We start from the raw sequence: 13,102 nt of genomic DNA on the forward strand, positions 1-13,102 counted from the left end.
GATTGGGAACTAGAACCCGAGGGCCCTGGCGGCGGTCTCGAGGTGGTGCTGGGTGTGCAGGGAGGACACGGCGAAGCGCATGAGTCCGGTGCCCCTGGCGACGGTGGGGTAGAAGGCGGGCAGGACCAGCACGCCGGCCTGCTTCAACCGGCGAGCAGCCGCGAAAGCCTTCTCCTCGGTGTCGAAGACGGCGCCGCGGACCGGTGAGTGCAGGCCGGCGTTGACCAGCGTCCCGGAGGTCAGGCGGTCGAACTCGGCGGCATTGCGCCACAGCTGCTGCTGCAGATCGGCGACCTGACCGTCGACGTGCAACCAGGCGGCGGCGACGTTGGCCGCGAGCATCGGCACCATGATCGAGTGCCCGAACACCAACGGGTTGGCGAACTTCCGCAGCACCCGCATGTCGTCCTCGCTCGGCACGACCACGAAGCCACCCGCCCCGCCGAAGGCCTTCGACAGCGAGCCGGCGAGCATGACGTTGTCGGGCAGCGTGCCGCCCAGTGCCTCGAACGCGTAGCCCGCGCCCAGCCGGCCCTCGATCGAAACCCCGTGCGCGTCATCCACATACAGATGACCACCGAACGGTTCGAGGATGGCGTGCATCGCCGACACGTCGATCAGGCCGCCCATCGAGCCGACGCCGTCGACCAGGACGATCGGAGTCCGGCCGGTGGCGGCGACCTCGCGGACCGCCGCACCCAATGCCGCGGGGTCGGTCATATCGAAACGCCGGGTCGGTCCGATCTGCTCGAGCACACCGCGGATCACCTGGATGGAGGCGTGCGCGGTCTTCTCGACCAGGAACGAAACACCGGCCTCGGCAACCGGATAGCTGGGCAGCGCACCGGCGCCGAGCAGCGGCAGCACGCCGAGGTGGACGTTGCTCACCGAGGTGAAGGCAGCCACCTTGGCGCCGCCGTACATGACGGACAGCAGGTCCTCCAGCTCGGCGAGGTACGGCGGACGTCCGCGGTTGCGGGAGGTGGAGAAGTGCAGTCCGAAACGACCCATCGCTTCGGTCGCCGCGGCGATCAGGTCGGGATGTGACTCCAGTCCGAGGTAGGAGCACGAGACGAATTCGACGGCGTCGCTGCCGTCGGCCAGCGTGACCCGCTTGCCGTCGCGTGCGGTGATGACGTGCCCGGTGAGGCCTTCGGCGAAGGCCCGGTCGAGCGAGTCCGAGGTCTTGCTGACCCGGGAGGCGACCCAGTTGGGTCGGGTGATCACACTGGTCATTTCACAATCTCCTTGCTGAGTGTCATGGCACGCAACGCTTTTGCGCTGCGCTCGCGGTAGGCGCCCTGCAGGGGGCCGAGCACCCCGCGAAGACGGTCGAGCAGATCGCCGAATGCGGCGGGGTCGTCGTCATCGACGACGTCGGTCAGCTCTGACACTCCGCGCAACAGGGCGCGGCGAGCTGCCGGGGCATGGGGGTTGGCCGCCTGGACGTCCCAATACACTTCCGGGGCGCCGGCGGTGATGCGCGCCAGCAGGGCCAGCAGGGCGGCGTGCGGCGGTGGGGCGATCCGGTCCAGGTCGGCGATGTCGACGTCCAACTCGGCCAGCGCGGCGCCAAAGGCGAGCACGGCGGCGTGGGTGAGGGCCTGGGCGGCGGCTGCCAGCCGATCGTGTTGGTCGGCGGTCACGTTCACCATGCGGGCGCCCCACTCTTCGATCAGGTTGTGCAACGCCCGCCCGCGACGGCCGTCGCGCACGATCACCGACGCCACCGGATGACCGGCGAATCCGAGCGAGGGCGCGAACATCGGGTTGAGGCTCAACGCCTCCGCGTCGCCGGCGATCGTGGCGGCAGCGTGCAGGACGGGCACCACCGTGGACTTCACCGACGACGTGTCGACGATGAGGGCGTCGGGGCGCACGGTTCCGGTCAGTCTGCCGATGGCGACCAGCGCAACAGGCTCAGGAACCGACAGCATGACGACGTCGGCGGTGCGGACGACGTCGGCTACGGCCGCGCCGGGATCGCTGATGTCACCCCGCACGAAGCGGCTGACCCGGTGGGTGGGCCCCGGCACGTTGCGGTCGACGATGACGACGTCGTTGCCGGACTCCTGAAGCCGTTCGGCGAACAGCGATCCCACGGCGCCCGAGCCGCCGGCGACGACGACGCGTCCGATGGTCCCGGTCACTTCGAGCCCTCCTGGCTGGCTGCCAGGGCGGTCATCATGGCCCGGGACTTGACGACGGTCTCGTCGAACTCGCCGTCGGGGTCGGAGAGGGCGACGATCGCGCCGCCGACTCCGAAGCTGACCCGTCCGGAGTCGACCACCAGGGTGCGGATCACGATCGACAGGTCGCTGGCGCCGGAGAGTGAAAACCAACCGAGTGCACCGGAATACACGCCGCGCGGGCCCTGCTCGAGCCGGTCGATGATCTCCATCGTGCGGACCTTGGGTGCGCCGGTCATCGACCCGCCGGGGAAGGCGGCGCGGATGCAGTCGACGGACGACCGTCCTGGGGCCAGCGTGCCGCGGATCGTGGAGACCAGCTGATGCACGGCGGCATAGGTCTCGACGTCGAACAGCGTGGGCACGTGGACCGAGCCCACCGAGCAGACCGTGTTGAGGTCGTTGCGGAGCAGGTCGACGATCATCAGGTTCTCGGCGCGGTCCTTCGGGTTGTCTTGCAGCTCTTGGACAAAGGCGCGGTCCTCGGCGGCATCGGCGCCCCGCGGGCGGGTGCCCTTGATGGGCTTGGCCTCGACGGTTCCGTTGAGGTCGATGGACAGGAACCGCTCGGGGGATGCGCTGAGCACGGCCACGTCACCGAAGTCGAGCAGGGCGCCGAACGGGACCGGGCTGACCCGGCGCAGGTGTGCGAAGGTGGGCAGCACGTCGATCTGCGTGTGGACGGTGACCATGTTGGTCATGCAGATCTCGTAGGACTCGCCGGCGTTGATCTCGTCGAAGCACTCGTCGATCCGCTTGAGGTAGGCGGCATTGTCGTGCCGGAGCTCGACGTTCATCCCGATGTCGGGATCGGTCATGGCCGGCCCGGACAGCGGCAGCTTGGCAGCCGGCTCCAGCGGTGCGGTGGGAAGGGCGTGCAGCGCTGCGGCGGTTGTGGCAAGCCACGCCTCGGCGTCGGCGGAGGCTCCCGAGAGCGACAGGGCCAGAAGGTAACTGGTGCGAGTCGCGTGATCGAGCACCAGCGCCCGGTCGGCGAACAGCAGGGCGGCGTCGGGGGTGTCGGACTCGTGCGCCGCGATGCCCCCGGTCTCAGCTTTCAGCTCGTAGCCCAGATAGCCGACATAGCCCAGGTTGAACTCGAAGGCCAGGCCTTCCGGTGCCGGCACCTCGCGGGCACGCAGCTGCTCGTCGAGATAGTCGAAGAACTGCTGGCGAATTCGCTGCGTGGTTCCGTCGGCGCGGCGGACGACGACCTGGCGGTCGGCGACGCTGTAGGTGACGTGCTCGGCGAGCGGCCCGTCACCGTTGCCCATGATCGAGAAGCGGGACAGCCCGTCGATCACTGAGCTGCTGTCCAGCCAAAAGCCCTGCTGCCCTGAGGCGAACAACGAGCTGTAGGCGGCCAGCGCCTCGGGGTGGGCATCGACCTGTTGCACGTGCAGGTCGTAGCGGGGGGACTCGGCGTCCGCCGTGGGGGTGGCGGCGGACGCCGAGTGGTCTGCGGCGAGGGTGAGGAAGTTGGCGATCAGTTCGTGGCCGTAGGTGCTGCTGATCGATTCTGGATGGAACTGCAAGCCCCACAACGGGAGTCGGCGATGACGGACGCCCATCACGACGCCGTCGTCGGTCCAGGCCAATTCCTCGAGGTCCTCGGGGAGCGCGGTGACGGCCAGCGAGTGGTAGCGGACGACCTCAAACGGCGAGGGGATGCCGGCGAAGAGGTCGACGCCGGTGTGCCGGACATCGGAGATGCGGCCGTGCATGGGCTCGGGTGCGTTGACGACCTTGCCACCGAACAGGTGGCACAGGCCCTGATGGCCGAGGCAGACCCCGAGCACCGGCAGCCCGCTGTCGAGGATGACCCGTGCGCTGATGCCGAAGTCGCGGTCGTTGTCGGGACGGCCGGGGCCGGGGGAGATGACCGCGGCGTCGAACTCGTCGAATCGCAGTTCGGCCCAGGGGGTGTCGTTGCGGACGACGGTCGGCGGCTGTCCGGAGACCTCGCCGATCAGTTGATAGAGGTTGTAGGTGAAGGAGTCGTAGTTGTCGACCAGCAGGATGCGCATCAGGCGGCGCTCCCGTCGAGGTCGGCATCGATGATCAGATCCTCGATGCGGCAGGTCTCGGCGATGATGAGGTCGTAGAACCGCTTCATGAAGTCCAGATCCAGGCCGGTGGCCTCGGCGAAGCGGGCGGCCCGCTGCTGCACCACACCGATGCGGTGCGGCTGCATCATCGGCACGCCGTGGTCGCGCTTGTAGTGGGCGATGCTGCGGCACACGGCAACCCGTGCGCCCAGCGATGCGAGGAACTCCACGTCGATGCGATCCAGCTCGGCGCGCAACATCGCAAGGGTGTCTTGGTGTTTCATGGCTCGATCTCCTTCTCAGAACTTCCGTTAACCGCTGATTCCGTGCTGGTAGAGGACCGGCACCTTGCCCCGCTTGGTGCGAGCGAACTGATGCACGCCCGCTCGCTGCACCTCGAAGTCCAGGCACCGCGGGCTCACGATCACCTCATGGATCTCGTGGGCGTGGTGCATGGCCGATCGGGCCGCGTCAGTGGTGAATCCGACTGGGGTGGAATGCGTTACGAGCAGGCGCACCCGGTAGCGGTGGCCCTCCCACAGGACCTGCAGCTGGCAGTCGGCCGGCCCGGCCACGCCCAGGGGCGCCAACGCGGCCAGCAGGTGGTCGCTGGAAAACGTGATGGTGTCGACGGTCATCGAATTCGGCATGCGGCCCAGCAGCATCACGGAGCGGGCGGCGCTGCCGCAGGGGCAGGCGTCGGTCATGAACATTCCGCGATCACCGAGGCGGTAGCGGATGAGCGCCATCCCCGACGTGGTCAGCGGCGTGACGACGAGCTCGCCAGGCGTTCCGGCGGGCAGCGGCCGGCCGGCCTCGTCGACAACTTCGAGCACGTTGGCGTCTTCGTGGACGTGGTGCACGCCGGTCGACTGGTGGTGGCATTGGTAGCCCAGTGGACCGGTCTCCGACGTCGAGTACGCCAGTGACCGAACGGTGAGATCCGGTGCGGCTGAGCGCACGATGCGCTCCCGCTCGGCTCCCAGCGATTCGCCGATGAACAGAAAGTTCTGCAGGGGCAGGTCGGGGGTGCCGGCCAGCAGTTCGGCTCCGTAGGCCGGGGACGAGACCAGCGTGTCGATGCCGTGCGCCTCGATGACGGCTGCGGCATCGGCGGTCGCGGTCAGCTCGCCCATCGCGAACGAGAGCGCGGGCAGGGACCGGGTGATGTCCTGGACGAAGAGGAAGGCTCCGTTGAGGTCGCCGGGCCACAGGCAGTTCGCGACGCGTGCCGGCGGGGTCGGCAGGGCGGCGCGGACCCCGCGCACGCCGAGGTGTCCGACGCGGTCGGTGAAGTCCCAGGAGTGGTAGAGGACCTTGGGCCGGCTGGCGGTGCCGCTGGAGCGCAGGACGAGCCCGGGGCTCTGATCGAAGAGGAGGTCAGCCGAATGCGGCGGGCAGCCGGCCGAGAGATCCGCGGCCGACATCAGCGGCAGCACCGCGAGGTCGTCGGCGACGGCGGTGGGGTCCAGAACCCCGAGTCCGGGAAAGCGGCGCGAGACGTTGGTGGACTCGTGTGCGGCGGCCAGGGTGGCCCGCAGGTTGCGCTGCTGGGTGGCCTCGATCTCGTCGCGGGACAGCACGTCGAGGTTCTCGGCGAGGCGGATACCTGCCACATCGCGGAAGCGTGGCTGGGCCTCGCTGCGGTGGGCTGTTGCCGGGTGGGGCAGGTATGTGGTCATGACTCAAATAGTCGTGACCTGCGGCTTCTGGCGTAATCGCCGTGACGACCAGATTCCCGCTGTCGATAGGGAAGGTTTTTCTATCCCCGGGGTAAGGACAGGTAGGGCACTACTCGAATTCCGTTATGGCCCACGTATTGAGGACCAATGGCCCGCAAAAAGTCATGTTCCGGTCTTGCCGCCGTGCTATATCAGATTTGAATCGTCGTATACGTCAATATTCGGGGGAACAATGACAACTCAGCACATCGGTCGGGTCGGAGCGCTGGCACTGGCCCTCGGCGTCGGCGCAGTGATCACGGCCCTGCCGGCGGTCGCCTCGGCGGACACCGGGAACTCGGGCAAGAGTTCCTCGTCGGCCGACTCGTCGTCGAAGGCAGGCCCGAAGGCGCGCGGTACCAGCGCCGCGGGCAAGAAAGCCCGCGCGGCTGCGACCGTCGATGCACCCGTGATCACGGTGTCCACCGGTCATTCGCTGCGGACGACGCCCAGGGTCAAGCTGGACAAGGCGGGCGGCGGCAGCGATCCGGTCGCGACTCCGCTGGAGTTGGCGGCGTTGGCCTTGCGCCGCGAGTTGTCGGGCGCCAGTGCCGCGGTGGTACCTGCGTCGGTCGTGACCACCGGAGAGCCCGCCGCGGCGGTGCCGGCTGCCGGCACCACGATGGCGGACTGGACCACCAACGTTGCGCCCGTGCTCACCAACTTCATCAAGACCCAAATCGGCTACGTCGGCCTGAGCACTGAAAAGCAAGCCTTCGTCGACGCGGTGCTGCCCAGCGTCGTGGAGTTGATGGGTAACGCCTACACCAAGACCTCACTCGGCGGCGCCCTCACGAATCTGGCCAACAACCAGACGCTCCTGAATTTCGTGACCGACCAGGTTCAGACCATGGCCGTCGCCAACGGACTCACCCCGGGAGCCGCTCACGTCGCTGGTCAGGCGATGGGCTACCTCGCGCAGACGCTACTGGGCAACACCGCCGTCCAGAACGCGGTTACGACTCTGGCCCATACGTTGACGGTGGTGCCCAACGGGGACCTCGCGGCCCTGCTCGCCAACCTGAACTCACCAACCTACACAGTGAAAGACCTTATCCAGCAAGACGTTCTGCAGAGCGCACCCGCCTTCATAACCGGTATCCCGGTGCTGCTCGCCGATCAGGCCCTGCGCACAGCGGTGTTCAGCGCGCTCAAGGGCTCCGCGCATGTGCTCGTCGGGCTGAGCGGGTGGCAGGAAGATCCGTCGTCCGCCTTTGTGACGTTCATCGGCGATCAGGTCGAACTGGCGGTAGGGGGAGGCACGACCACCGATCCCGTCACCGCCGTCGTCGCACTCGCGGGACGTGCTGCGGTAGAGCACATTCTGAGCTCCGCGGTGATCATCGACGGTGCGGTGGGCACGGTCGAGACCGGAGTGTCGACCTTCCTCGACTATGCGGGCGTCAATACCGCATTGGTGGGCGCCGCCAACACGGTCGCGCAGGTGGTGGCCACGGGGACCGAGGCGGAAGTGCAGGCGGCCTACGACGCCGCGATGCAGACGCTGAGCGCCAATCCCGCCGTTCAAGCGGCTTTCGGGCAGGCCCTCAAGGGTGGTGTGAAGGCCGCCGTCGGCAATGCCGGCATGCTCGCCGACATCAGCGCGACGGTGAAGACGTTCCTCACCGACGTGGCGACCGACCCGGTGATCAAGGCCGCCGTCCTCCTGCAGTTCGGTCCGAAGTACGGCGGCGAGATCGCCGGTGTGCTGGACAATACGGCCGCGATCGACAAGCTGGCCGGTGCGATCAGCGGGGTGCTGCCGAAGTTCCTTGGAGCGCGCGGGGTTTCGGATGCGCTGGGGGAGGCCGTCAACCAGGCGGTTCTCGCGATGTTCGCCGGTGGCACGTCAGACCAGGCCGTCAGTGAGGCGCTGAAAGCGTTGCAGGCCGATCCGGCGTTCAAGGCGGCGCTGAAGTCGACGGTCGCGGCCGCGGTGCGTGGTGTGCTGGGGGTGCAGGCGCTGGAACAAGCCGCCGCCAGAATCACGAGTTACGCGATCCAGGACTTCTTCGATTCGTCAGGGATCAACAACCCGACCCTGGAGCGGTTGGCGGCCAATGCGCTGAAGTCCGTGGTGTATTCGCTTCTGGGCGACGGGTCGGTGCGGACCCTGGTCGGCAGCCTCGCCGGCGATCTGGCGATCGGTAAGGCGCCGGGGACTGTCGTGAAGTCTTTCCTCGGCGCGGTTCTTTCCAGCCCCGGTGCACAACTCGCCTTCGGCCAGGCCTTCGGTCAGGCAGTCGGTTCGTTGTTCGGCGGCGGCCCAGTCGGGTTCCTGGTGGGGCAGTTCTTCGGGATCCCGACCGGGCTCTTCATCGCGGTGAACGCACTGCCTGCGCTGCTGTTGGTCCGGTCCGGTCTGCTGGATGGGCTGTTCGCTCAGCTCAATGGGCTGGCGGCGGTAGGCGTAGCCTGACTCACACCGACAGAATGTGGCCCTCGCTGGCCGGCACCGTGCCGGCCAGCAGGGCGGTGTAGGACCGCTCCACCGCGTCTCGGTCCTGCCCCGCAACCACTTTCAACCAGGGGTGCTCGGCGTTGGTGACTGGCTCCATGAACGCCGTCCACGCTCCGGCCATGTTCGCCTGGAATTGCTCAGGTCCCCATTCGGCGATCCGCTTGCGGGCCTGTTCGGGCGCGAAGAACAGCACCGGGGCCGGACCGGGCAGATCGTCGCCGCCGCCCATGCCGTCCCAATGTGTGGCGCCGACCGCGCAGCTGTAGGCCAGCTGGTCGCCGAGCCTGCGATGCACCGCCGAGCGCACCGAGCCGCTGCCGCTGAAATCGACGTACGCCGAGGCTGTTTCGGGTAGCGCCGTCGCGATGTCCTCGTATACCACCACGTCGTCGTAACAGCCCAGCGCGCGGGTGAAGTCGGCATTGCCCGGCGAGGTGAGTCCGACCACGGTGACCGCCTTGCGCTGCGCGAGACAGAACGCGGTGCCGTAGGCGGTCTTGCTCGACGCGCTGGACATGACCACCGTGTTGGCGCCGAAAAACCCGTTGTCCGCAAGGAAGTCGTCGATCAGGAACGAGGTGGCGAACAACGGCCGGAGCAGTGCCTGCTGCGCCTCGCGGTCGGCCCGGTAGCCCGGATCGGCGCTGCACCGCACGTACTGGTTGTAGATCGGATGCAATGCCTGCCGATGCTCGGCGCCGTCGGTGAAGCCGCCGGGATGCACACCGGTGGCCTGCAGCACGATCTCGTCACCGATCGGCCAGTAGCCGTAGAACCGTTCACCGACTTCGACTCCAGGGCAGCGGGATTCGATAACCGACGCGAAGCCCCACACCGGAACGCAACCCGTCGCCGGCTCGCCGGTCGGGAAGAACTGCCAATAGTTCATGGCGTCGCCCAGTGCGGCGTAGGTGATGTTGTTCGACGTCAGCGCGAAGGTGTCGATCCGCAGGCGGGCGTCGCCGTCATTCAGCGTCACCGCCGGTGATTCGGTCCACTGGAACGCGCGTATGTCATTGCGCTGCACGACCAAGCGTGTGGTCATGGATTCTCCTCAGATGCCGATGCCAAAGATGCCGCCCCAGTCGTGGTCGTCGCTCGGGCACGATACGTCGACATAGACCGTGTCGAACGTGCCGGGGGTCGGCGGGGCTGAATTGGGATTGTGGATCGCGGTCACGCGGCAGCGTTCCAACGACACTTTGGCGAGGCCGAATACCCAGTTGATCTGGACGTCGTACCCCTGGGCTTCGAGGTCGTCGATGGTCGCTCGTGCGTTTTCGGCCCCGGCGATGGGATACACCGGGTCGGCGGTCGCGGCGGGGGACGTGCAGACTGCCGCCGCGATGAGCGCGCCGGCGAGCATTCCCCACCCGACCATCATTCAGCTCCGCGCCGTCGACCGGGTCCGCTTGTCGGCGTACATCGCGGCATCGGCTCGGGCCAGGACCGCCTCGGCGAGGTCCGCACCGCCGACGACGGCTGTCCCGCAACTCGCCCCGACGCTGACAACCCCCGCGCTCGTCGGGATTTCCTTCTGCAGCACGGTGAGCAGGCGCTCCCGCAGGCTGAACGGGTCGGGCGCAAACGAGGACGAAAGAAGGACCGCGAACTCGTCGCCACCGATGCGCGCGCCCATGTCTTCTCCCCGGCAGGTGGCGGCGATGCGCTGACCGACGATGCGCAGCACCTCGTCGCCGACGGCGTGCCCGTGGACGTCGTTGATCGGCTTGAACCCGTCGAGGTCGATGTAGAGCACGACGGCCACGGGGTTTCCGGTGCCGGCTGCACCGGAAATCATCGACTCCAATCCGGCCAGGAACGCGGCCCGGTTGGCCAAGCCGGTCAGGGCGTCGACCGACGCGGCGTGCGCCTTCTCGTCCATCACATTGGCACGCGCGAGGGCCTTGGCGATGAACTGGGCCAGCTGCTCGAGCAGGTCGACGTCGTCGTCGGTGAAGGCGCTCGGCTGGTCTGAGGTGACCTTGAGGACCCCTTGGGTGCGGTTCCCGTCGACCAGCGGGACGACGACCATCGACCGGGCGTGCACCCGGCGGCAGGCCTCCAAATCCACCCGGGGATCGGTCTCGGTGTCCTCGGAGATCAGGATTTTCCCGGTCCGGACGCATTCGCCGGACATGCTGCCCGACATCGCCAGCCGAAGGCCCTCGGTGCCGGCCAGCGAACCGGAAGTCGTGGTGTAGACCATCTCGCCGAACTCGGCGAGTTCGATGACGGCGCCGGGAGCTCGCGTCGCGATTCGTCCCTGCTCAACCACGATCTTCATCACTGCATCGGCAGTGTCGTCGGCATCGTTGATCGCTTGCTGGACCTTGATGATGGTCTGCAAACTCGCAACGGACAGCTCGCCCCCCACGTGCCGAACTTTAGTGGAACTCTGGCCCGCCGCCGAGTCAATGCGCAATATTCGGACACCGTTAGTCGGCTCGTACTGGCTCGCGTCACCGGCGTGGTGTGCTATACCCCTAGCAAATTACTTGAACGTCAAAAGTCGGGGTAGGTGCCATGGGGCAGCAGGGTCGCTACAGCATTGGTCGGGTCGGGGCTTTGGCCGTCGCTCTTGGCATCGGGGGGTTCATTCTCGCCGTGCCGGCGGTGTCCGACGCCGACACCGGGTCGGGGAATTCGGGGAAGACGACGTCGTCCGCCGGTAAGCCCGCCCCGCGCAATTCGACCAAGCCGGCTGCGCGCGCCCCGAAGGCGACGGTCAAGCCGTCCGGCACGCTGGCGGCGGCCAACCGGGTGCCGGCGGCTCGGTTGAGCAGCGGCACCGATCCGCTGGCTCCGGCCACCGAGCCGCTGTCGTTCGCGGCGCTGGCGGTGACGCGCCGCGACAAGGTTCGCGGAACAGTCACGAGCACAACCACTCCCAGCGCCAGCGATACCGGTGCTGCGCCGCTGGCGGCCGGGGCCACCGCAAGTCCCGCGCTCAACACCGCCGTCCGCACCTTCATCGACACTCACCTCCCCGGATGGACGTCGATTGCCGACGAGTTGGCGCCGATCGTCGCCGACGGGATCCAGGACCTGCTGAGCAACGGCGCGGTGAGCGCCGAGGTGCAACGACTGGTCACGAATACCGCTATCCGCCAATTCGTTTCGACGAAGATCTCGACGGCGCTGACCTACTACCTCGGCGCCCCCGAGGCGGTCGGCGTGGTCGTCGGCAACGCCGCGGTCAACCTGGCCACCACGGTGCTCGGCAACACCGGTGTGCAAGGCGCGCTCGACGTGCTCGCCAACGCCGTGCGGCCGGACTCGGCCCAGGCCACCGCCATCTCCACAGCCCTGAATGGCGGCGACGTCGCCCCGCTGACGAGCTACCTCAAGTCGGTGGTCGCCAACTCGTCGGACGAGATCGCCACCTTCCTGAGCACCCCGGCGGTCGGGGCTGCGCTGGCTGCCGGTGCGTCCCAAGCGGTCATCGACCTCACCAGCGGCCCGACCATTCCCACCTGGCTCGGCGGTGTCGCCGGCGGCTGGGTGTCGCAGGCGCTGGGCGGCGGTGCCGCTGCCGAGGGGCTGGGCAGCGCAGTCGGTAATGCGGTGCAAGGCTTGCTGAGCAATACGAACGCGATGCAGGGCCTGGCCGCCGCGGCCGGTATCGCGGTGACGAACATCCTTGGCACGCCGGGCGTTCCCGCTGCCCTGGCCGATTTCATCACCCAGTTCGGTACGTCGTATCTGGGCGGAACCAACTGGATCGACGCGCTGGACGTGGCATGGCAAGGGCTGGTGTCGGATTCGGCCTTCCTGTCGTCCCTCGGACCGGCCACCGGCGCGGTCGTCTACTCGCTGGCCACCAACTCCGGCGTGGTCTCGGCCCTGGGGTCGACGGTCACCGGACTGGTCAACGACATCGCCGGCAATGCCGCCGTCCGTGCTCTGATCGGTGAGGTGCTCGGACCCGAGTACGGGCCGACATTGGTCAGCACACTCGCCGATCCGACGTCGGCCGCGCAGCTGGCCGCGACGGCAGGTGCGGTGGTGGCCGGCTTCCTGAGCCAGGCCGGGGTGGCCGCAGCGCTGTCCGCCGCTGCCGACCAGATCGTCACCGACCTGCTGGCGGGAGCGTCGTTGACCGACGCGATCATGACGGCCTTCGGTGGGCTGCAGGCCGACGCCGCTGTGGTGGCCGCGTTCAACGCCACCGTCCCGGATGCGCTGAAGGGGGTCCTGAAGGCCCCCGCGGTGCGGGGCGTGATCAGCGAGGTGGCGCAGGGCGTCGTCGCCGACCTGCTGGACAAGACGCCGCTCAATTTCGTGGCGACCAGCGGGGTGACCAAAGCCGCGGTCGACGCGCTGGTGGCCAACCCGGCCGCGCAGAACCTGATCGGCAACCTCGCCGGCGAGATCCTCAACGGAACGCCTCCGGAGGAGCTGGTGAACACGGTGGTTGCCGAGGTCGTGAAGAGTCAGGCGCTGCAGATCGCGCTCGGCCAGGCGCTGGGCCAGGGATTCGGCGCGCTGTTCGGTGACAATCCGGTCAGCTTCGCCATCGGCCAGCTCGCCGGAGTGGGTGCCGCCGCGTTCTTGGTCTTCGCCTTCGGTGCGGCCAACCTGTTCGGGCTGACCGGCAGCTTGACGGCAGCCGCGGCTCCGAGCGGCAGCTCCTATCTCCTGATTCCGGTGTCGGTGGCTTGACAGGCCGCCATACTAGAC

The 13,102-nt window shown here is 68.0% G+C and carries 10 protein-coding genes; 2 read left to right on the forward strand and 8 right to left on the reverse strand.

Annotated elements, in window-relative coordinates; genetic code table 11:
* Positions 1-9 precede the first annotated feature (9 nt).
* Genes EV580_RS28465 through EV580_RS28485 form a run of 5 tightly spaced genes read right to left on the reverse strand, consistent with a single transcriptional unit; the run spans position 10 to position 5,919 of the window.
* Positions 10-1,236, reverse strand: a complete 1,227-nt coding sequence (locus EV580_RS28465) for an aminotransferase class I/II-fold pyridoxal phosphate-dependent enzyme (RefSeq protein WP_133695703.1) — start codon at positions 1,234-1,236, stop codon at positions 10-12.
* Positions 1,233-2,150, reverse strand: a complete 918-nt coding sequence (locus tag EV580_RS28470; RefSeq protein ID WP_133695705.1) for a prephenate dehydrogenase/arogenate dehydrogenase family protein — start codon at positions 2,148-2,150, stop codon at positions 1,233-1,235. The genes EV580_RS28465 and EV580_RS28470 overlap by 4 nt, the downstream gene beginning before the upstream one ends.
* Positions 2,147-4,216 (reverse strand): aminodeoxychorismate synthase component I, encoded by a 2,070-nt coding sequence (gene pabB / locus EV580_RS28475; RefSeq protein ID WP_133695706.1) that lies wholly within the window; start codon positions 4,214-4,216, stop codon positions 2,147-2,149. Before pabB ends, EV580_RS28470 begins: the two co-directional genes overlap by 4 nt.
* Positions 4,216-4,521, reverse strand: a complete 306-nt coding sequence (locus EV580_RS28480; RefSeq protein ID WP_133695708.1) for a chorismate mutase family protein — start codon at positions 4,519-4,521, stop codon at positions 4,216-4,218. The genes pabB and EV580_RS28480 overlap by 1 nt, the downstream gene beginning before the upstream one ends.
* A gap of 27 nt (positions 4,522-4,548) precedes the next feature.
* Positions 4,549-5,919 (reverse strand): phenylacetate--CoA ligase family protein, encoded by a 1,371-nt coding sequence (locus EV580_RS28485; RefSeq protein WP_133695710.1) that lies wholly within the window; start codon positions 5,917-5,919, stop codon positions 4,549-4,551.
* Between the two features lie 232 nt (positions 5,920-6,151).
* Between EV580_RS28485 and EV580_RS28490 the strand changes: the two genes are divergently transcribed.
* Positions 6,152-8,377 (forward strand): hypothetical protein, encoded by a 2,226-nt coding sequence (locus EV580_RS28490; protein WP_133695712.1) that lies wholly within the window; start codon positions 6,152-6,154, stop codon positions 8,375-8,377.
* A 1-nt stretch (position 8,378) separates the two neighbouring features.
* On the opposite strand, the gene EV580_RS28495 is transcribed toward EV580_RS28490, so the two are convergent.
* From EV580_RS28495 to EV580_RS28505, 3 genes are read right to left on the reverse strand one after another with little or no spacing between them, the layout of a single operon-like run.
* A complete protein-coding gene (locus EV580_RS28495; RefSeq protein ID WP_133695713.1) occupies positions 8,379-9,464 on the reverse strand; it encodes a DUF2855 family protein in 1,086 nt (361 codons plus the stop codon).
* A 9-nt stretch (positions 9,465-9,473) separates the two neighbouring features.
* Complete coding sequence (locus tag EV580_RS28500) at positions 9,474-9,785, reverse strand: hypothetical protein (RefSeq protein WP_255497172.1); 312 nt, start codon at positions 9,783-9,785, stop codon at positions 9,474-9,476.
* An 18-nt stretch (positions 9,786-9,803) separates the two neighbouring features.
* Positions 9,804-10,796, reverse strand: a complete 993-nt coding sequence (locus tag EV580_RS28505) for a GGDEF domain-containing protein (RefSeq protein ID WP_133695717.1) — start codon at positions 10,794-10,796, stop codon at positions 9,804-9,806.
* A gap of 149 nt (positions 10,797-10,945) precedes the next feature.
* Here EV580_RS28505 and EV580_RS28510 point away from each other — a divergent pair, with 149 nt between their 5' ends.
* Complete coding sequence (locus tag EV580_RS28510; RefSeq protein WP_133695718.1) at positions 10,946-13,084, forward strand: hypothetical protein; 2,139 nt, start codon at positions 10,946-10,948, stop codon at positions 13,082-13,084.
* Positions 13,085-13,102: the final 18 nt, after the last annotated feature.

The organism is Mycobacterium sp. BK086 (genome assembly GCA_004362315.1).
In the GTDB taxonomy this organism is placed as follows: domain Bacteria; phylum Actinomycetota; class Actinomycetes; order Mycobacteriales; family Mycobacteriaceae; genus Mycobacterium.

Bases quoted from the DNA above. Each gene is read 5' to 3' on its own strand.
- pabB (WP_133695706.1), bottom strand. From the start codon at position 4,216: ATGCGCATCCTGCTGGTCGACAACTACGACTCCTTCACCTACAACCTC.
- EV580_RS28500 (WP_255497172.1), bottom strand. From the start codon at position 9,785: ATGCTCGCCGGCGCGCTCATCGCGGCGGCAGTCTGCACGTCCCCCGCC.
- EV580_RS28495 (WP_133695713.1), bottom strand. From the start codon at position 9,464: ATGACCACACGCTTGGTCGTGCAGCGCAATGACATACGCGCGTTCCAG.
- EV580_RS28490 (WP_133695712.1), top strand. From the start codon at position 6,152: ATGACAACTCAGCACATCGGTCGGGTCGGAGCGCTGGCACTGGCCCTC.
- EV580_RS28480 (WP_133695708.1), bottom strand. From the start codon at position 4,521: ATGAAACACCAAGACACCCTTGCGATGTTGCGCGCCGAGCTGGATCGC.
- EV580_RS28465 (WP_133695703.1), bottom strand. From the start codon at position 1,236: ATGACCAGTGTGATCACCCGACCCAACTGGGTCGCCTCCCGGGTCAGC.
- EV580_RS28510 (WP_133695718.1), top strand. From the start codon at position 10,946: ATGGGGCAGCAGGGTCGCTACAGCATTGGTCGGGTCGGGGCTTTGGCC.
- EV580_RS28485 (WP_133695710.1), bottom strand. From the start codon at position 5,919: ATGACCACATACCTGCCCCACCCGGCAACAGCCCACCGCAGCGAGGCC.